The sequence below is a fragment of the Bacillus sp. B1(2022) genome (assembly GCF_040259625.1).
In the GTDB taxonomy this organism is placed as follows: domain Bacteria; phylum Bacillota; class Bacilli; order Bacillales; family Bacillaceae; genus Bacillus; species Bacillus velezensis.
In genome coordinates this window covers 19,780-37,863 of sequence record NZ_JANIFO010000002.1, presented here as the reverse complement: position 1 = coordinate 37,863, position 18,084 = coordinate 19,780, and the positions used below count along the sequence as shown (strand labels likewise).

Annotated in this window: 21 protein-coding genes; 20 read left to right on the top strand and 1 reads right to left on the bottom strand. The window is 45.7% G+C overall.

What is annotated here, in order from left to right; all coding sequences use genetic code 11:
- The first annotated feature begins 12 nt into the window (after positions 1 to 12).
- The 15 genes from NQS30_RS03985 (at position 13) to fni (ending at position 13,309) form a co-directional block, all read left to right on the top strand.
- Complete coding sequence (locus NQS30_RS03985) at positions 13 to 600, top strand: CPBP family intramembrane glutamic endopeptidase (RefSeq protein WP_015240111.1); 588 nt, start codon at positions 13 to 15, stop codon at positions 598 to 600.
- Positions 578 to 1,360 (top strand): LysM peptidoglycan-binding domain-containing protein, encoded by a 783-nt coding sequence (locus NQS30_RS03980; protein ID WP_069007647.1) that lies wholly within the window; start codon positions 578 to 580, stop codon positions 1,358 to 1,360. The genes NQS30_RS03985 and NQS30_RS03980 overlap by 23 nt, the downstream gene beginning before the upstream one ends.
- Before the next feature lie 68 nt (positions 1,361 to 1,428).
- On the top strand, positions 1,429 to 1,887 hold the full coding sequence (locus NQS30_RS03975; RefSeq protein WP_007409443.1) for a YpbF family protein: 459 nt from the start codon (positions 1,429 to 1,431) through the stop codon (positions 1,885 to 1,887).
- 86 nt (positions 1,888 to 1,973) lie between these two features.
- Positions 1,974 to 2,762 (top strand): metallophosphoesterase, encoded by a 789-nt coding sequence (locus tag NQS30_RS03970; protein WP_020956008.1) that lies wholly within the window; start codon positions 1,974 to 1,976, stop codon positions 2,760 to 2,762.
- 151 nt (positions 2,763 to 2,913) lie between these two features.
- Positions 2,914 to 3,498, top strand: a complete 585-nt coding sequence (locus NQS30_RS03965) for a genetic competence negative regulator (RefSeq protein WP_003153412.1) — start codon at positions 2,914 to 2,916, stop codon at positions 3,496 to 3,498.
- A gap of 160 nt (positions 3,499 to 3,658) precedes the next feature.
- The gene (gudB, locus tag NQS30_RS03960; protein ID WP_003153413.1) at positions 3,659 to 4,933 is read left to right on the top strand and encodes an NAD-specific glutamate dehydrogenase; all 1,275 of its coding nucleotides are present in this window, start codon (positions 3,659 to 3,661) and stop codon (positions 4,931 to 4,933) included.
- Between the two features lie 105 nt (positions 4,934 to 5,038).
- A complete protein-coding gene (locus NQS30_RS03955) occupies positions 5,039 to 6,022 on the top strand; it encodes a YpdA family putative bacillithiol disulfide reductase (RefSeq protein ID WP_012117874.1) in 984 nt (327 codons plus the stop codon).
- A gap of 96 nt (positions 6,023 to 6,118) precedes the next feature.
- On the top strand, positions 6,119 to 6,775 hold the full coding sequence (gene prsW / locus NQS30_RS03950) for a glutamic-type intramembrane protease PrsW (RefSeq protein WP_003153415.1): 657 nt from the start codon (positions 6,119 to 6,121) through the stop codon (positions 6,773 to 6,775).
- A gap of 130 nt (positions 6,776 to 6,905) precedes the next feature.
- A complete protein-coding gene (sleB, locus tag NQS30_RS03945; protein ID WP_012117872.1) occupies positions 6,906 to 7,775 on the top strand; it encodes a spore cortex-lytic enzyme in 870 nt (289 codons plus the stop codon).
- Between the two features lie 24 nt (positions 7,776 to 7,799).
- On the top strand, positions 7,800 to 9,149 hold the full coding sequence (gene ypeB, locus NQS30_RS03940) for a germination protein YpeB (protein ID WP_007409448.1): 1,350 nt from the start codon (positions 7,800 to 7,802) through the stop codon (positions 9,147 to 9,149).
- An 87-nt stretch (positions 9,150 to 9,236) separates the two neighbouring features.
- On the top strand, positions 9,237 to 9,893 hold the full coding sequence (locus NQS30_RS03935) for a flagellar brake protein (RefSeq protein ID WP_122504098.1): 657 nt from the start codon (positions 9,237 to 9,239) through the stop codon (positions 9,891 to 9,893).
- A 46-nt stretch (positions 9,894 to 9,939) separates the two neighbouring features.
- Positions 9,940 to 10,116: a YpfB family protein gene (locus tag NQS30_RS03930; protein WP_003153420.1), complete on the top strand. Its 177-nt coding sequence runs from the start codon at positions 9,940 to 9,942 to the stop codon at positions 10,114 to 10,116.
- 78 nt (positions 10,117 to 10,194) lie between these two features.
- Positions 10,195 to 10,869, top strand: coding sequence for a (d)CMP kinase (cmk, locus tag NQS30_RS03925; protein WP_015240110.1), 675 nt, complete (start codon positions 10,195 to 10,197; stop codon positions 10,867 to 10,869).
- Between the two features lie 227 nt (positions 10,870 to 11,096).
- Complete coding sequence (rpsA, locus tag NQS30_RS03920; protein WP_007612259.1) at positions 11,097 to 12,245, top strand: 30S ribosomal protein S1; 1,149 nt, start codon at positions 11,097 to 11,099, stop codon at positions 12,243 to 12,245.
- A gap of 14 nt (positions 12,246 to 12,259) precedes the next feature.
- Positions 12,260 to 13,309 (top strand): type 2 isopentenyl-diphosphate Delta-isomerase, encoded by a 1,050-nt coding sequence (gene fni / locus NQS30_RS03915; protein ID WP_122504097.1) that lies wholly within the window; start codon positions 12,260 to 12,262, stop codon positions 13,307 to 13,309.
- A gap of 34 nt (positions 13,310 to 13,343) precedes the next feature.
- Here the strand turns inward: fni and NQS30_RS03910 are convergent, their stop codons facing one another.
- Positions 13,344 to 13,475 (bottom strand): YpzI family protein, encoded by a 132-nt coding sequence (locus tag NQS30_RS03910; RefSeq protein WP_003153429.1) that lies wholly within the window; start codon positions 13,473 to 13,475, stop codon positions 13,344 to 13,346.
- A 76-nt stretch (positions 13,476 to 13,551) separates the two neighbouring features.
- Here NQS30_RS03910 and NQS30_RS03905 point away from each other — a divergent pair, with 76 nt between their 5' ends.
- The 5 genes from NQS30_RS03905 (at position 13,552) to NQS30_RS03885 (ending at position 17,988) form a co-directional block, all read left to right on the top strand.
- Positions 13,552 to 14,154: a YphA family membrane protein gene (locus NQS30_RS03905; RefSeq protein WP_122504096.1), complete on the top strand. Its 603-nt coding sequence runs from the start codon at positions 13,552 to 13,554 to the stop codon at positions 14,152 to 14,154.
- A 192-nt stretch (positions 14,155 to 14,346) separates the two neighbouring features.
- Positions 14,347 to 15,657 carry a ribosome biogenesis GTPase Der gene (gene der / locus NQS30_RS03900; RefSeq protein WP_218791279.1) on the top strand — a complete coding sequence of 437 codons (1,311 nt, stop codon included), beginning with the start codon at positions 14,347 to 14,349 and terminating at the stop codon, positions 15,655 to 15,657.
- Positions 15,658 to 15,674: 17 nt separating this feature from the next.
- A complete protein-coding gene (locus NQS30_RS03895; protein ID WP_003153434.1) occupies positions 15,675 to 16,712 on the top strand; it encodes an NAD(P)H-dependent glycerol-3-phosphate dehydrogenase in 1,038 nt (345 codons plus the stop codon).
- A 318-nt stretch (positions 16,713 to 17,030) separates the two neighbouring features.
- Positions 17,031 to 17,234: a DUF2768 domain-containing protein gene (locus NQS30_RS03890; RefSeq protein WP_122504095.1), complete on the top strand. Its 204-nt coding sequence runs from the start codon at positions 17,031 to 17,033 to the stop codon at positions 17,232 to 17,234.
- A gap of 19 nt (positions 17,235 to 17,253) precedes the next feature.
- The gene (locus NQS30_RS03885; protein ID WP_122504094.1) at positions 17,254 to 17,988 is read left to right on the top strand and encodes a hypothetical protein; all 735 of its coding nucleotides are present in this window, start codon (positions 17,254 to 17,256) and stop codon (positions 17,986 to 17,988) included.
- Positions 17,989 to 18,084 lie beyond the last annotated feature (96 nt).

The window sequence follows — 18,084 nt, the reverse complement described above, 5'->3', positions numbered from 1 at the left end:
CGGCAAAGCGAATTGATCCGGCAGCTCTCAGACCGGGAGATTGTGATGCAGCTGTATGCCACCCAATTGCTCATATTGGCGGTTTCAGCTATTATCGGCTTTTTCTTTTTTACCGACATTCACGATTTTTTAAAGCTGTGGCATATACGTGACGATAATATCATATGGTACGGTGTAACTCTTGCCGTCCTTGTCATTTTTGCCGATCTGGCGGTGATGAAATGGTGTCCTTCGCATTTATATGATGACGGCGGCATTAATGTATTGCTTTTTAAGAACAGGCCGGTTCTGCACATTTTGTTTTTGACGCTTCTCATTTCGTTCAGCGAAGAGATTTTGTTCAGAGGCGTTCTGCAGACACATATCGGCTTATGGGCCGCCAGCTTCATTTTTACCGTGCTTCATTTCAGATACTTGGCGAAGTGGCTTCTGTTTATGATGGTTGCGGGCATCAGTCTTTTGCTGGGGCTTATCTATGAATGGACCGGCAATTTATTCGTTCCGGTTACAGCGCATTTTATTATTGATGCGGTATTTGCCTGTCAGATCCGTTTTCAATATGTTAGGAGGGGTTTGCATGACGGAAATGTCAAGAGTTGAAAGAAGAAAAGCTCAGCTGCGTGCCGAGCAGCAGGTTGCCGCGGCCGCGGATGAACAAATTGAATATCTTGAAGACAGCCTCCCGACAAGACAATCTGTAAAAGAGGAGCGTAAAAAAAAGGAAGAGCAGGTGAAGGAAAAAACCAAAACAAAAACGCCGCTGTTCACTTTTCTGACCGTCCTGTTCATTATCGTAACAATCGGTGTCTTTTTCGGTCTTCTTTATATGACGAACAGCAGCAGATTTGACCCGAAGGACTATGAAGATGTCTTCATAGACCACAGTGAAAGCGCGCCTGCCGTTATTCCGAAAGGCGCTCAGAAAGAAACGTCAGAAACCGCTCTTTTAGAACAACCGAAAAAAAAGTCTGACGACAAAGATAAGAAAGAAGCGGCTGCACCTGAAAAAACGAAAGAAAAACAAAGTGAAAAACAAAGTGAAAAAACACCTAAAAAAACGGAAACGCCCTCAGAAAAACAAGTAAAGCCGACAGACACCGAATACGCGGAGACAAAACAGCAGTCTCCGCCGGCTGTCCGTGAAAAAGCGGCTCCGGCTGAGGCGAGTGATCAAGCCGGGACTGTCCCAAAAAAAGTGCGGACCGTACAGCATATTGTACAGCCGAAAGAAACGCTTTACCGCATTTCAATGAAATACTATAAAAGCCGGGCGGGTGAAGAAAAAATCCGCAGCTACAACGGATTAAACGGAAACGACGTGTACACCGGCCAGGTTCTGAACATTCCGCTGTCTGATTAAAATAAATGCATGTTTTCACCTCGTTTTTCATATAGTGTACCAATGAAAACGGACAAGGTGTGAAGCGCATGGATTCTTTATGGAAGCAATTAGACCGATTTGCTGACGGACCGACGAAACAAATGCTTCAGGCGCTGGTGAAACGGAAATTAAAATACGAAAATTATGCCGCACAATGCCGAAGATGGCAGTGGGCGTCCCTCGTTTGTTTTTCCCTGATGTGCATACTGCTGATGTTTAAAAGCTTTAATGCCCCCCAAGCCTCTCCGCAGCTGATTCTGCAGGAAATATTAGGCCATACGGTTTACTTGTGCTGGATTATGGCTTCCGCTTTTGCGTATTGCACTTCTTATTATTTCAAAAAAAAGGAAGAAAAAGCTGAGGGTGAATTTCATAAACTGAGATGTGAAATTATCCAAAAAAGCACGGATTTATGGCCCCAGCCTGAAAAATGGAGGGCGAGAGAATCTGTTTTTCACTTGATGAAACATCGGTATGATATCAATCTTTATTTTGAAAGCAAATAAAATGAGGCGTTTTCCGGAAAGGATAGAAACGTCTTTTTTTGTTTGTCCGTCTAATATAAGACAATGACAGAATGGAGAGTGCGTTTATGAAGCTTACAGCGGGAATTCTCGGCTCATTGGCGGGAGCGGCTGCGGTTATGGCGGCCGTTATGTACAAAACGGCAAACGGCAGCCATCTGAAAACACATACATTTACGCTTGATAAAATGAAGGGGATGAAGCCGCTCACCATCTTTTTTATATCTGACGTGCACCGCCGTTTAATTGATGAAAAGCTTCTCCGCGAAGCGGCAGGTTATAAGCCGGATGCCGTTTTGCTCGGCGGTGATTTGGCGGAGGGCGGAGTTCCTTACGCCAGAATTGAAGAAAACATCAAACGTCTGACGGCTCTCGCGCCTGTCATGTATGTGTGGGGAAATAACGATTACGAGGTCAGCCAGCAAAAACTGCTCTCTCTTTTACGGGCATACAAAGTGATCCCGCTGAGAAATGAATCGGTTCAGTTTGCTTATAAAGGGGAAACCGTTACGATCTGCGGCGTGGATGATATCAGGATGATGATGGATGATTACGATGCTGCAATCAGATATACGGATGCTGACAAAGTAAACCTCCTGCTTTGCCATAACCCGGACATCCATGAGCAGATGAGGGAGTCAGACGGGATTGACGCTGTGTTCAGCGGCCATACGCATGGCGGCCAAATCCGTTTCGGCCGGTTCGGGCCGTACGAATTGGGCGGGACGGGAACGGTGAAAAAAGCGCATTACCTGATCAGCAACGGCTACGGGACGACAAAAGTTCCGCTGAGGCTCGGGGCGAAACCGGAGACGCATATGATTACGCTGTGCGGACCGGATGAGCCGTCTTCCTGAAACAAACCCGGCCGCGGTGATAAAAAACGGCATTCTGCTTGTCTTCCCGCTGTACACGGTGTAAACTGATAACAAATTAAGAACCTATGACTCATTTATTCATATACTGTGTTATATGATTTGTGTGCAAGAAGAGGCAGGAGGGAACATTATGCGGCTTGAGCGTCTGAACTATAATAAGATTAAAATCTTTTTAACCCTCGACGATCTGACTGATCGGGGACTGACAAAAGAAGACCTCTGGAAGGACTCGTTTAAAGTCCACCAGTTATTTAAAGATATGATGAATGAAGCAAATACAGAGCTCGGCTTTGAAGCGAATGGTCCGATCGCGGTGGAAGTATATTCTCTTCAGGCACAAGGCATGGTTGTGATTGTAACGAAAAATCATGACGCGGACGCAGAAGATGACGAATATGACGATGATTATATCGAGATGCAGGTCAAACTTGACGAAAGCCCGGATATTATTTATCAGTTCCATTCGTTTGAAGATATCATTCAGCTTGCCGGAAGCCTTCACCGAATCGGGATTACCGGCGGCACCGTCTACCACTATGAGAACCAATACTATGTAAGCCTTGAAGACCTCGGCTCCCGTTCCGCCGAAGGCGTCATCGCGGTGCTGGCTGAATACGGACACCCGGCGACGATTACGATTTACAGGCTCCATGAGTACGGAAAACTCATCATGGACGGCAATGCTGTGGAGACCATCCAGAAACATTTTTCATAAAAAAGATTTGAAACGGCAGCTGTTTTCAGCGGCCGTCTTTTTTTAAGCGAAATAATGGAAAAATCATTGTCTTTCTTCTATGCACGGAGATATTGAAGGTGTATACTAGTCACTGAAAGGGAGCATGAGAGAAACAGAAGATTTTAGGAGGTTAACTCAAATGGCAGCCGATCGATTCACCGGTCATAATGAAGAAGACAAACATGATGTATTAAAATCAACCCAAACCGTAATACATAAAGCTCTGGAAAAATTGGGGTATCCAGAAGAAGTGTATGAACTGCTGAAAGAGCCGCTCAGATTATTAACGGTTAAAATTCCTGTTCGGATGGATGACGGGTCTGTGAAAATATTTACAGGCTATCGTGCGCAGCACAATGATTCCGTAGGTCCGACAAAAGGCGGCATTCGTTTTCACCCGAATGTAACTGAAAAAGAGGTGAAAGCACTTTCCATCTGGATGAGTTTAAAATGCGGAATTATTGATCTTCCTTATGGCGGTGGTAAAGGCGGAATTGTTTGTGATCCGAGAAATATGTCATTCAGAGAGCTTGAAAGGCTGAGCAGGGGATATGTCAGAGCAATCAGTCAGATTGTCGGACCGACTAAAGACGTCCCGGCGCCTGACGTATTTACAAACTCACAGATTATGGCTTGGATGATGGATGAATATTCAAGAATTGATGAATTTAACTCACCCGGTTTTATTACGGGAAAACCGCTTGTACTCGGCGGATCCCACGGCAGGGAATCAGCGACAGCAAAAGGCGTCACCATCTGCATAAAAGAAGCGGCCAAGAAAAAAGGTCTCGATATTCAGAACGCGCGCGTCGTCGTACAAGGTTTCGGAAACGCGGGCAGCTATCTTGCCAAGTTTATGCATGACGCCGGCGCGAAAGTTGTCGGAATTTCTGACGCGTACGGAGGCCTTTACGATCCGGACGGTCTTGATATTGATTATCTGCTTGACCGCAGAGACAGCTTCGGAACGGTGACCAAGCTTTTCAATGACACCATTACGAATCAGGAGCTGCTTGAGCTGGACTGTGATATACTTGTCCCGGCGGCGATCGAAAACCAAATTACAGAAGAGAACGCTGACCGCATCAAAGCGAAAATCGTTGTAGAAGCGGCAAACGGACCGACGACACTGGAAGGAACGAAAATCCTGACAGACAAAGGAACGCTGCTGGTTCCCGATGTTCTGGCGAGCGCCGGCGGTGTAACGGTTTCTTATTTCGAATGGGTTCAAAACAACCAAGGCTTCTACTGGAGTGAAGAAGAAGTCGAGGAAAAACTGGAAAATATGATGATAAAATCGTTTAATAATATTTATGAAATGTCCCAAAACCGCCGGATTGACATGAGGCTTGCGGCTTACATGGTCGGCGTGCGGAAAATGGCGGAGGCTTCGCGTTTCAGAGGCTGGATATAAACCAATCGTTTGCATAAACAAAAAAAATCTCCTATGATAATATAGGAGATTTTTTATATGAGTGGAAACTTATGATGGAAATGCCAATCGCAGGAGTTGAAGGACATGACAGAAGAAAAAGCAATTATAATAGGCGGAGGTCCTTGCGGATTATCGGCGGCTATACATCTGAAGCAAATTGGCGTGAACGCGCTTGTGATCGAAAAAGGGAATGTCGTAAACAGCATTTATAACTATCCGACCCACCAAACTTTTTTCAGTTCAAGTGAAAAATTGGAGATCGGCGATGTCGCCTTTATTACGGAAAACAGAAAACCGGTCCGCATACAGGCTCTCTCTTACTACAGAGAGGTTGTCAGAAGAAAAGAGCTGCGCGTAAACGCCTTTGAAACGGTGGAGCGCGTAACGAAACAGGAAGACGGCCGTTTTCTTGTAGAAACATCAAAAGACCGCTACCTCACTCCGTTTTGTATCATTGCGACAGGATATTATGATCATCCGAATTATATGAACATACCGGGTGAAGGGCTTCCTAAGGTATTTCATTACTTTAAAGAAGGCCATCCTTATTTTGATAAAGATGTTGCTGTGATCGGCGGGAAAAACTCAAGTGTGGACGCGGCTTTGGAACTGGTGAAGTCCGGTGCGCGCGTCACGGTGCTCTACAGAGGACATGAGTACTCCCCGAGCATCAAGCCATGGATTCTGCCTGAGTTTGAGGCCCTCGTCAGAAACGGCACAATCCGGATGGAATTCGGCGCTTGTCTTGAAGAAGTGACGGAAGATGAAATCATTTTCCGCTCCGGCCGAAATGAGACGGTCCGGCTGAAAAACGATTTCGTATTTGCCATGACGGGATACCATCCCGATCACGGTTTCCTCGAAAAAATCGGTGTGCGGATTGATGCGGAATCAGGCCGGCCGTTTTTCCGGGAAGAAACGATGGAAACAAATGTTGACGGTGTTTTTATCGCCGGAGTCATTGCGGCTGGAAATAACGCCAACGAAATTTTTATCGAGAACGGCCGTTTTCACGGCGGCTTGATCGCAAATGAAATATCAAAACGGCTGGGTGCAGAGAGCATATGATCATTCATATGCTCTTTTTTAAAAAAATTGAAAGATGTAAAAATATGAACAACATGGTACGATAGATATAGGAATATAAAGGAAAGAGGTTGCCTGATGTTTGCAATCATCTCTGCAGGAATTGCTCCCGGCATTGCGCTGTTAAGCTATTTTTATTTAAAAGATCAGTATGACAATGAACCCGTACATATGGTGCTGAGGTCTTTTTTTCTCGGGGTTGTCCTTGTGTTTCCGACCATGTTTATCCAATATGTTCTTGAAAAAGAGCATGTGGGGGGAGGAAGCTTTTTCGTTTCGTTTCTGTCTTCGGGATTTCTGGAAGAATCGGTGAAATGGTTCGTTCTGATGATCAGTGTGTATCCGCATGCTCATTTTGATGAGCATTATGACGGAATCGTTTACGGGGCCAGTGTGTCTTTAGGATTTGCCACGCTTGAAAATATTCTGTATCTATTCGGCCACGGCGTTGAGCATGCTTTCATAAGGGCGCTTCTGCCGGTCTCCTGCCATGCGCTGATCGGAGTGATTATGGGATTTTATCTCGGAAAAGCCCGCTTTTCGCAGAAAAAAGCCCGTGTCAAATGGCTTGTGATTTCGCTGGCCGTGCCTTCATGTCTGCACGGTTCTTACGATTTTATTCTTACCGCCCTCAATCATTGGGTATATTATATGCTGCCGTTTATGCTGTTTTTATGGTGGTTCGGGCTGCGAAAGGCAAAAAAAGCACGCTCCGTCAATATGATCCAAGTGTGAAGAAACCGCGCGTCGCGTGCGGTTTCTTTTTTATGCCTTGACAGGGGATAAGAAGGAAACGTGCATAAAAATAACCTCGTGACAGACAATACGGGTACACTTTAAATTTTGCAGTAGGAGGCTTGAAGAGATGAAGTGCAAAGGAGCCTTTATGGCATGTCTCATTCTATTTTCTTTCGCCGCTGCTTTCTTCGATCATCATGAAACGGTTCATGCGTTTTCAAATCAAGTGATTCAAAGAGGCGCGACGGGTGATGATGTTATAGAATTGCAGGCCCGTCTTCAATATAACGGATTTTATAACGGGAAAATCGATGGTGTTTACGGCTGGACCACATACTGGGCCGTGAGAAATTTTCAGGAGAAATTCGGCATGAAGCCGGTTGACGGCCTCGTCGGCGCGAAAACCAAACAGGTGCTGATTTCTAAATCAAAATATTACCGTGAATATGTAATGGAGCAGATCCAAAAAGGGAATACGTTCACTCATTATGGCAACGTCCCATTGAAAAACCAAACAAAACCGAGAGCCGGAACGCAGAAGCCGGCGGGAACGAATAAGCCTGCTCAAAAGCCGCAAAACAAAACAGGCGGTCAGTCAAATCAAAAGCAAAATACGACAGCGGCCAATATGCCTGGCGGTTTCTCAAACAACGACATCAATCTTCTGGCACAGGCTGTGTACGGGGAAGCGCGCGGTGAGCCGTTTGAAGGGCAGGTTGCCATCGCCGCGGTTATTTTAAACCGTATTAAAAGCCCGTTATTTCCGAATACGGTGGCCGGCGTCATTTTCGAACCGCTCGCGTTTACCGCCGTTGCCGACGGCCAAATATATATGCAGCCGAATGAAAGAGCAAAAGAAGCGGTTCTTGATGCGATCAACGGCTGGGATCCTTCTGAAAACGCGATTTATTATTTCAATCCTGATACGGCGACAAGCAAATGGATTTGGGGACGTCCGCAGATAAAAAGAATCGGAAAACACATTTTCTGTGAGTAAAAGTACGCAAAATGAGGTGTTAACATGATTAGAGGAATCATTATCGCTGTTCTCGGTGTCGCGATCGCCGCAACCGGATACTGGGGATATAAAGAGCATCAGGAAAAAGATGCGGTCCTTCTGCATGCGGAAAATAATTATCAGAGGGCTTTTCATGAATTGACGTACCATGTTGATCAGCTTCACGACAAAATCGGGACGACGCTTGCAATGAACAGTAAAAAATCTCTGTCTCCGGCGCTCATTGATGTATGGAGAATTACATCTGAAGCACATAACAATGTGAGCCAGCTGCCGCTGACTCTCATGCCTTTTAATAAGACGGAGGAGTTTTTATCCAACATAGGAGATTTCAGCTATAAAACATCCGTCCGGGATTTAGATCAAAAACCGCTTGATAAGAAAGAATATACAACACTGAACAGCCTGTACAAACAGGCGGAGAACATTCAAAACCAGCTCCGCAGCGTTCAGCATCTCGTCATGAGCAAAAATTTACGGTGGATGGATGTTGAGATGGCGCTCGCCTCTGACAAAAAACAAAGCGATAATACGATCGTCGACAGCTTTAAAACAGTCGAAAAAAATGTAGGCGCTTTTTCTGAAGACAGCATCAGCCCCACATTTACGGGAGCAAATACAGAACGAAAAGGTTTTACGCATCTGAAAGGAAAACAAATTACGGAAAAAGAAGCGGTCAAAATCGCACAACGGTTTGCGCCTGATCATAATTATTCAATTAAAGTGGTCAAAAGCGGCAGGAAGACGAATCGGGACGTATACAGCATCCGCATGAAAGACGCCGACAACAAGTCTTTTATCTATATGGATATTACCCAAAAAGGCGGACATCCGGTCTATTTGATTCAAAAACGGGCCGTGAAGAAACAAAAGATCAGCCTCAATGAAGCATCTAACCGGGCCGTCGCGTTTTTAAAGAAAAATGGATATGAAACAAAAGGCCTCGAAATTGATGAAAGCGCGCAATATAATAACATCGGCGTCTTTTCTTTTATCCCCGTGGAGAAAAATGTCCGCATTTATCCGGAAGCCATCCGAATGAAAGTGGCGCTGGATGATGGTGAAGTCGTCGGTTTTTCCGCGCGTGATTACCTGGCGGCGCACCGCACGAGAACGATTCCGGCTCCCGCTCTGTCAGCTGATGAAGCGAAAGCGAAGCTGAATAAAAATGTTGAAGTGCGGGAGACCCGGCAGGCGCTGATCACGAATGAACTCGGTCAGGAAGTGCTTTGCTACGAAATGCTTGGGACGATCGGGAAAGACACATATCAAATGTTCATTAATGCGGACGACGGAAAAGAGGAAAAAATAGAAAAGTTAAAAAGTGCAGAACCTATATATAAAGACCTATAAAAATAAAGGAGGAAAGGACTAAAAGTCTTTTCCTTTTTTTCGTTACATGCTTTAATAAAAGCATAAATAATGAAAGAGTGAAGGCCCATGATAGCTGTCGGAGATTATATTTGGATTGAATACATAGAGAACAATGAGCCCAAAAAAGCGAGGAGCAAAGCAGTAAGCGTTGAAAACGGCGAACTGCACATCTCATATCCCGTCGATTTGGATTCAGGACGGACGGTCTTTTTGCATAAAGGATTGGAAATAACAGCGGAATTTATGGGGAATGGCCACGTGCCGTATCAATTTAAAAGCATAATCAAAGGAAAGAAAAAAGACCCCATCCCGATGATCGGATTGGACATCCCCCCTCAGGAGGAAATGAAGCGGATTCAAAGACGCCGATACGTCCGTGCAGACGCAGTATTGGATGTATCCGTCAAAATGGAAGCGAAAAAAACCGCTTTCCAAACGGTTTCCTCTAATATCAGCGCCGGCGGAATCGCTGTTGTGATGCCTGAGCATATTTCCGCGGAACCAGGTGAAAAGCTGTATGTCTCATTTTCTCTTCCCGGCAAGGAAAATACAGCCGATATTACGGCCGAGGCTGTTACCCAGCGGATTTTTTATGATGAAAAGGCGGATAAACAAAAAATGACGCTTGAATTTGCAGAAATCGATCCCGCATCACAGCAGCTTTTACTCCAATATTGTATGCGCGCGCAGCTTCAGCAGAGAAGAAACGGTCTGTCGGAATAAACAGCAGCGCACTTTTCCATACTAATCCTAATGGAGGTGCGCGTATATGAAAACGTTTGAACGTCTGCTGGTCAAATTGGTCTGTATTCAGCTTATCATTTTGGGCGCGGTGCAATTTTTGCTTCATTATCAGCCTATTGAACCTTATATTTCGAAAGCTGTGAAATATGAGGGAGTTGATAAAATGGAGAAAAAAGAATGGATTGAAACGGTAAAGCGGTAAATCAGCTCAATTTTTTCGCCCCTTTTCCGGCAGTTCATGATACAATCCATAGAGGAGTAAAGAGCAAGGAGAGAGATTATGGACAAGAAATTATCAATTGCGATCGACGGGCCGGCCGCTGCCGGAAAAAGCACCGTTGCTAAAATAGTGGCTGAGAAAAAATCATATGTGTACATTGATACAGGAGCGATGTATCGTGCCATTACATATACGGCGCTCAAGCAGAATGCCGATTTAACTGATGAAGCAGCGCTTACAGAGCTGCTGAAGCGTACGGAAATTGAGCTTGTATCCGCTCCGGAAGGACAAATCGTTCTGGTAAACGGAGAAGATGTGACAGAAGAAATCCGTAAAGACGAAGTCAGCAACCAAGTATCAATCGCCGCCAAGCATAAAGGCGTCAGAGAAGAAATGGTCAAAAGACAGCAGCAGCTCGGACAAAAAGGCGGTGTCGTCATGGACGGCCGTGATATCGGTACTCATGTGCTGCCTGATGCCGAAGTGAAAATTTTTCTGCTCGCGTCCGTAGAGGAAAGAGCGAAGCGCCGATATGAAGAGAATAAGAAAAAAGGCTATGACGTGAATTACGAGACGCTCATTGAAGAAATTTCCAGACGCGACAAACTCGATTCAGAGAGGGAAGTTTCCCCGCTGCGCAAAGCGGAAGACGCGATTGAAATCGATACGACGTCACTCAGCATTGCCGAAGTCGCAGGAAAAATTCTGGAGATCGTCGAACAGAAATCACGTTAACTTCGGGCGGAGCGCTTTATAATTTTTTTCGAAAGACAAGATGTTATTGCTTGACAAACCAGTCCATTTATTAGAAGTTAATACTAATAAAACTTTTTATTGATCATTCAAAATCTTTTTTGGATGATTCTTTAATACATATTCGGCTGAAAAGCGGACATTCACATGTTCAGCTTTCAAACCGTATTAATTAAGCTGTGTAGGTTTGGACCAAGGAGGTTATTCAAATGACAGAGGAAATGAATCAAATTGATGTTCAAGTGCCAGAGGTTGGAGATGTAGTAAAAGGGATTGTGACAAAGGTAGAGGACAAGCATGTAGATGTCGAAATTGTCAATGTCAAACAGTCCGGAATCATTCCAATCAGTGAATTATCAAGTCTTCATGTAGAGAAAGCATCGGATGTCGTAAAAGTTGACGACGAGCTTGACCTGAAAGTAACAAAAGTGGAAGACGATGCTTTGATTTTATCTAAACGTGCCGTTGATGCTGACCGCGCTTGGGAAGACCTTGAAAAAAAATTCGACACAAAAGAAGTGTTTGAAGCTGAAGTGAAAGATGTGGTGAAAGGCGGTCTCGTCGTTGATATCGGCGTTCGCGGCTTCATTCCCGCATCACTTGTCGAAGCTCATTTCGTCGAGGATTTCACTGACTATAAAGGGAAAACCCTCTCTCTTATCGTCGTTGAACTCGACCGTGATAAAAACCGGGTGATTCTGTCACACCGGGCTGTAGTGGAAAAAGAACAGACAGCCAAAAAGCATGATTTTCTCCAAACGCTTGAGGTTGGAAGCGTGCTTGAAGGAAAAGTGCAGCGTCTGACTGATTTCGGCGCATTTGTCGACATCGGCGGAATTGACGGGCTTGTTCATATTTCGCAGCTGTCTCATTCACACGTCGAAAAACCGTCTGACGTGGTGGAAGAAGGTCAGGACGTAAAAGTGAAAGTACTGTCCGTAGACCGCGATAACGAGCGTATTTCTTTATCTATTAAAGAAACGCTGCCGGGACCTTGGAGCCAGGTCGGCGAAAAGGTAAAACAGGGAGATGTGCTTGAAGGAAAAGTGCAGCGCCTTGTAAGCTTCGGCGCCTTCGTTGAAATTCTTCCGGGCGTGGAAGGACTTGTGCACATTTCGCAAATTTCCAATAAACATATCGGAACGCCGCATGAAGTGCTTGAAGAAGGACAGACTGTTAAAGTGAAAGTGCTTGACGTGAACGAAAGCGAAGAGCGCATTTCCTTAAGCATGCGTGAGCTTGAAGAAGCGCCGAAAGCCGATCAGGAGGACTTCCGCCAATACCAGGCGAAAGAAGAGCCGAGCACCGGCTTCCAGCTTGGCGATTTAATCGGAGACAAGCTTAATAAATTAAAATAAATTGGTGATAAAACGTGACACGAGCAGAACGAAAAAGAGAACATATAAATCATGCGCTGTCTACCGGCCAAAACCGGGAAACGGGGCTTGATGATATTACGTTTGTTCATGTCAGCCTACCGAACCTAGCATTGGAAAAAGTGGATATATCAACGAAAATCGGCGGACTCACAAGCAGTTCGCCGATTTTTATCAATGCGATGACAGGCGGCGGCGGACAGCTTACATACGAAATTAACAGATCGCTGGCAAGAGCGGCGCGCAAAGCCGGCATGCCGCTGGCTGTCGGTTCGCAAATGTCAGCTTTAAAAGATCCCTCCGAACGGTGTTCTTACGAGATCGTCAGAAAAGAGAATCCGGACGGGCTGATATTTGCCAATTTAGGCAGCGAGGCGGATGCCGAGCAGGCGAAAAGGGCAGTTGATATGATTCAAGCAGATGCCCTCCAGATTCATTTAAATGTGATTCAGGAGATCGTCATGCCAGAGGGTGACAGAAGCTTTACTGGCGCTCTCGGCCGTATTGAGCGGATTGCGGCGGAAGCGGGAGTTCCCGTTTTTGTCAAAGAAGTCGGCTTCGGAATGAGCAGGGAATCGGCACGGCAGTTATTTGAGGCTGGCGCAGCAGCAGTTGATGCCGGCGGATACGGCGGTACAAATTTCTCTAAGATTGAAAATATGCGCAGAGAGAAGGCGCTTCAATTTTTTAATACGTGGGGGATTTCCACTGCCGCAAGCTTAGCGGAAATCCACTCGCTCTCCGCTGATCAATCAATTATTGCATCCGGCGGGCTGCAAAGCGCCCTGGATGTCGCCAAATCGATTGCCCTCGGCGCTTCCGGCGCGGGAATGGCGGGCACTTTTCTGAAAGCTCTCACCTCTAAAGGAGAAGAGGGCCTGTTTGACGAGATGACGGCGCTTTTGCAAGAGCTGAAAATGATTATGACCGCCCTCGGATGCCAATCGGTTTCCCAATTGCAAAAGGCGCCTTTGGTCATAAAAGGTGACACACATCATTGGCTTTCTGAACGGGGAATTGACACATCCCGTTTCAGCAGACGTTAAAAGGCATGCGAACCCGCATGCCTTTTTCTGTTTTTTACGATTTTCTTTTTCGGAATTCCCCGTTTTGCTCAAGGCTTGTCGCTCCTTTATGGTGAATCGAATCATCGCGATCAGATTCCACCCGGCGGGAGGCTTTCAGTTTTTTCTCCTGTCTGTCTTTTCCCATCCTTATCCGCTCCTTTCAGGCATAATTGGTTTAAAAAATGCGTTCCCGCTCCATACTGATCAGAGGAGGAGCGATTATGGAACCGTTTTATTATTACTGGTCAATGTGGTTTTTATGGATACTAGCGACTTTTATTTTTGCCAAAACGAAAAGCCGTTTTTACGTATCAGTCTTTATTTTGACTAATATGATGGCAAGCATACATCAGATTACGGCTTATTTTACGCTGAATGCGGCATATGTCATGTTTTTTGCTGCGGCATTTGTTTATGCGGGAAGCCTCGGCATGCATAAACGGCTCCGTAATATTGTGATTCATCTGACGGCGGCTGCGGCGTACAGCTTTATTTTTCTTTTTGCATTATATGATCCTGTTTGGTTTATCATAAAACCTGAATGGGCGGCGGTTATACTGCTTACCGTTATTACGCTTTCCGTTGAGGGGCGGTTCCCTGAGAGGCTTTGTCTTTTTGTTCTCGGCATGTGCCAGGGGGAGCTATTGTATGCTGCGGTCATCCGCAATATTGCGGGTGCTGCAGCCGTCGGGGATTATCAATGGCTTTCAGGCTGTTCGGCGGGAGTGGTTCTTCTCGTCGGGCTGACTACATATGAACAGCTTGCGGCGCGCATCAGCCAAAAAAGCAAAAAGCAGGGCAAAGGAGCGACAAAAATGTCTTGAAAACAGACGGAGACTGTTACATGAATGCGAAACATTTTGAAGAATACATTGTGATCTCAGTGAAAACTGATATAATAAATGAGTTAAGCCCTTCTGTTTGAAGGGTTCTTTTCATAGCGAAGATGATTTTTAATAACCGGTTGAACAATTTTTTGTGAAAATGTAAGCGGCTGGATTGAAAGGAAGGGTACTATGGGTAAACCTGTCGTAGCCATTGTCGGAAGACCGAATGTGGGAAAATCCACAATCTTTAACCGGATTGCGGGTGAAAGAATTTCAATAGTAGAAGATACCCCCGGAGTGACGCGGGACCGGATATACAGTTCGGCGGAATGGCTGAATTATGATTTTAACCTGATTGATACGGGCGGAATTGATATCGGAGACGAACCGTTTCTGACACAGATCCGCCAGCAGGCTGAAATCGCCATGGACGAGGCTGATGTGATCATCTTTATGGTGAACGGCCGCGAAGGTGTGACGTCTGCGGATGAAGAAGTGGCGAAAATACTGTACCGGACGAAAAAACCGGTCGTATTAGCCGTAAATAAATTAGATAATACCGAAATGAGAGCGAACATCTATGACTTTTATGCGCTCGGCTTTGGAGAACCGTATCCGATTTCGGGCACACACGGTTTAGGATTGGGAGATTTGCTCGATGCTTGTGCCGAGCATTTTAAAAACATTCCGGAGACGAAGTACAGTGATGATGTCGTTCAATTCTGCCTGATCGGCCGCCCGAATGTCGGAAAATCATCCCTTGTCAATGCGATGCTCGGCGAAGAGCGGGTTATCGTGAGCAACGTAGCCGGAACGACTAGAGACGCTGTGGATACGGCGTTCACCTACAATCAGCAGGAATTTGTAATCGTTGACACGGCGGGAATGAGAAAAAAGGGTAAAGTATATGAAACAACAGAAAAATACAGTGTGCTTCGGGCGTTAAAAGCCATTGACCGCTCAGACGTCGTCGGCGTTGTGCTGAATGCAGAAGAAGGCATCCTTGAGCAGGACAAGCGGATCGCCGGATACGCCCATGAAGCCGGGAAAGCCGTCGTCATTATCGTAAACAAATGGGATGCCGTTGATAAAGACGAGCGCACGATGAAAGAATTTGAACAGAATATTCGGGAACATTTCCAATTTCTCGATTACGCGCCGGTGCTGTTTATGTCGGCACTGACGACAAAGCGGATTCATACACTCATGCCTGCGATTATTAAAGCGAGTGAAAACCACTCTCTCCGCGTGCAGACAAATGTCTTAAATGATGTCATTATGGATGCGGTCGCCATGAATCCGACTCCGACGCACAACGGCTCCCGTCTGAAAATTTACTATGCGACTCAAGTCGCTGTTAAGCCGCCGAGCTTCGTTGTTTTTGTCAACGATCCGGAACTGATGCATTTTTCTTATAAACGCTTTTTAGAAAACCGAATCCGGGACGCTTTCGGATTTGAAGGTACGCCAATTAAAATATTTGCAAGAGCAAGAAAATAAAAAGGTGTGATACAGAGATGAAAAAAGTGGCAATGCTTGGAGCGGGAAGCTGGGGCACTGCACTTTCTTTAGTGCTGGCTGATAACGGACATCAAGTCATGATGTGGGGACACCGTGCCGAATTGATCGATCAAATCAACGAACTGCATGAAAACAAAGATTACCTGCCGGGGGTGGAGCTATCAAGTTCTATCATCGGTACAGCTGATTTAAGCGAGGCTTTAAAAGGAGCTGACTTCATCATTGTGGCAGTTCCGACAAAAGCCATTCGGGAAGTGCTGAAAAAGGCTCTGCCGTACATCCCGAAACAATCGATTTTTGTTCATGTCAGCAAGGGAATTGAGCCGGATTCGCTTCTCCGCATTTCAGAATTAATGGAAGAGGAGCTGCCTGAGGAGTACAGAAAAGACATCGTCGTGCTTTCAGGGCCGAGCCACGCTGAGGAAGTCGGATTAAGACACCCGACGACTGTTACATCATCTTCAAAAAATATCAAGGCTGCAGAAGCGGTTCAGGATTTATTCATGAACCAGCATTTCCGCGTCTATACCAATCCGGATATGATCGGTGTGGAAATAGGGGGAGCGTTAAAGAATATCATCGCTCTTGCAGCGGGGATTACAGACGGATTGGGATACGGAGATAATGCAAAAGCGGCCTTAATCACCCGAGGTCTTGCTGAAATCGCCAGACTCGGCACAAAGATGGGCGGAAATCCGCTCACCTTTTCCGGCCTGACCGGCGTAGGCGATTTAATCGTGACGTGTACAAGCGTTCATTCCCGAAACTGGCGCGCCGGCAACCTGCTCGGCAAAGGATATAAGCTGGAAGCTGTCCTGGATAAGATGGGGATGGTTGTTGAAGGCGTGCGGACGACGAAAGCTGCGTATCAGCTGTCTCAAAAATACCAAGTGAAAATGCCGATCACAGAGGCGCTTCACCAAGTATTATTTAACGGGCAGAAGGTAGAAACGGCCGTAGAATCCTTAATGGCCAGAGTGAAAACCCATGAGATGGAAGACTTGGTCAACACATTCGAAAACCGGGTGAAGTGACAATAACATGCCGTCAGCATATTCTGAAGTGACGAAAGTCCAAAACGCAGAACTCTCCGGCTGAAATCGCTTAAAACATTTGCTGATTTAGGCAGAAGAGGATGCAGACGTATGCATCTGCGCATACTATAGCATCGAAGTCCAAGAGAGTGTATCTCAGACGTACAGGTGAATATAGTCAACTTGACTGAAGCAAAGTCCCCCTCTTTGCTTCAGTTTTTTTGTTTTTTCAATAGATGGAAAACCTGTTGATCTTTTCAACATTTGTATATTAAAATGAAATATAACGCTTACAATGATGGGACGGGGGGCACGAACGTGAGTGTGGCATTGATGAAAATGTGGTTTGCGCTTGGTGCTATGGGATTAATGTTTGTTGCGGTGGTCTCTATTTATGTCAGCAGGTACAAAGTGAAAAACAAACTGATAAAAGCAGCGGTTTCTTCACTTGCTTATGCCTGCATGGTCATCTCGGGATTGATCGTGTTAATGGTCGTTTTCAGCGGGCCTGTCAATGAATAAAGCAAAAAGGGGGCGCGGAATGCATAAGTTAAAAATGGCCGTCATAACGGCAATGGCGGTGCTCCTGCTGTCCGGCTGTCTGTACCCTGAAGCGGAAAAAACTGAAAATAAAGTATCTTACAAACATCAGCTTCAGCAGGTGCAAGCGGCAGTGGATGAATTTAAAAAGGCGAACGGCGGACTTCTGCCGATTCAGACAAAAGATATGAAAACACCGCTCTATCAAAAATATCCGATAGATTTTAAGCGGCTCGCGCCCAGATACATAGAGGAGCCGCCGGCCTCAGCTTATGAAAGCGGTGGAATGTACCAATACGTGCTTGTCGATGTGGAAAATAAGCCGACCGTCAAGCTGGTCGATCTCCAAATGGCGGAAGCAATCCGCGGCATGAAGCTGCGTGTCAAAATGTATCAGGAAAAGCATACATATCCTCCCTATGAGGACGCCGTTTCAAAAGGGCTGTTCACTTTAAATAAAAAAAAGCTCGGCATGAAAGACTCTCCTTCAGTCAAAAGTCCGGTTTCAGGCACGTCTCTGCCGCTTTTAATCGGCGCTGACGGAGAAATCTATGCCGACTATCGCGTCGATCTCGCCCGCTGCCTGAAGGAAAACAAAAAGAAAATCAAACCGGGCGCGGAAATTCAAGATATTTTATGGGAAGAGACTCCTTTCGTCCCGGCCTTTTCAGTCACATACACCGTAAATGAAAAACAGGAACCCGTTTTTTTAGAAAGTCAAACGAAACAGGAATGAACCTTTTTCCCGCGCATACAAATAGGGAGAAAGGTTTTTTTGATTTTGATAGAAAAGACTGCCTGAAAATTTTCTAAAGATGTCATATTGAAATAG

Excerpts from the sequence above, each read along its gene's own strand:
- NQS30_RS03885 (WP_122504094.1), top strand. The coding sequence starts at position 17,254 with ATGCATAAGTTAAAAATGGCCGTCATAACGGCAATGGCGGTGCTCCTG.
- NQS30_RS03965 (WP_003153412.1), top strand. The coding sequence starts at position 2,914 with ATGCGGCTTGAGCGTCTGAACTATAATAAGATTAAAATCTTTTTAACC.
- NQS30_RS03930 (WP_003153420.1), top strand. The coding sequence starts at position 9,940 with ATGAAAACGTTTGAACGTCTGCTGGTCAAATTGGTCTGTATTCAGCTT.
- NQS30_RS03970 (WP_020956008.1), top strand. The coding sequence starts at position 1,974 with ATGAAGCTTACAGCGGGAATTCTCGGCTCATTGGCGGGAGCGGCTGCG.
- sleB (WP_012117872.1), top strand. The coding sequence starts at position 6,906 with ATGAAGTGCAAAGGAGCCTTTATGGCATGTCTCATTCTATTTTCTTTC.
- cmk (WP_015240110.1), top strand. The coding sequence starts at position 10,195 with ATGGACAAGAAATTATCAATTGCGATCGACGGGCCGGCCGCTGCCGGA.
- NQS30_RS03975 (WP_007409443.1), top strand. The coding sequence starts at position 1,429 with ATGGATTCTTTATGGAAGCAATTAGACCGATTTGCTGACGGACCGACG.
- NQS30_RS03905 (WP_122504096.1), top strand. The coding sequence starts at position 13,552 with ATGGAACCGTTTTATTATTACTGGTCAATGTGGTTTTTATGGATACTA.
- rpsA (WP_007612259.1), top strand. The coding sequence starts at position 11,097 with ATGACAGAGGAAATGAATCAAATTGATGTTCAAGTGCCAGAGGTTGGA.
- NQS30_RS03910 (WP_003153429.1), bottom strand. The coding sequence starts at position 13,475 with ATGGGAAAAGACAGACAGGAGAAAAAACTGAAAGCCTCCCGCCGGGTG.
- ypeB (WP_007409448.1), top strand. The coding sequence starts at position 7,800 with ATGATTAGAGGAATCATTATCGCTGTTCTCGGTGTCGCGATCGCCGCA.
- prsW (WP_003153415.1), top strand. The coding sequence starts at position 6,119 with ATGTTTGCAATCATCTCTGCAGGAATTGCTCCCGGCATTGCGCTGTTA.
- NQS30_RS03955 (WP_012117874.1), top strand. The coding sequence starts at position 5,039 with ATGACAGAAGAAAAAGCAATTATAATAGGCGGAGGTCCTTGCGGATTA.
- NQS30_RS03895 (WP_003153434.1), top strand. The coding sequence starts at position 15,675 with ATGAAAAAAGTGGCAATGCTTGGAGCGGGAAGCTGGGGCACTGCACTT.
- der (WP_218791279.1), top strand. The coding sequence starts at position 14,347 with ATGGGTAAACCTGTCGTAGCCATTGTCGGAAGACCGAATGTGGGAAAA.
- NQS30_RS03980 (WP_069007647.1), top strand. The coding sequence starts at position 578 with ATGACGGAAATGTCAAGAGTTGAAAGAAGAAAAGCTCAGCTGCGTGCC.
- gudB (WP_003153413.1), top strand. The coding sequence starts at position 3,659 with ATGGCAGCCGATCGATTCACCGGTCATAATGAAGAAGACAAACATGAT.
- NQS30_RS03935 (WP_122504098.1), top strand. The coding sequence starts at position 9,237 with ATGATAGCTGTCGGAGATTATATTTGGATTGAATACATAGAGAACAAT.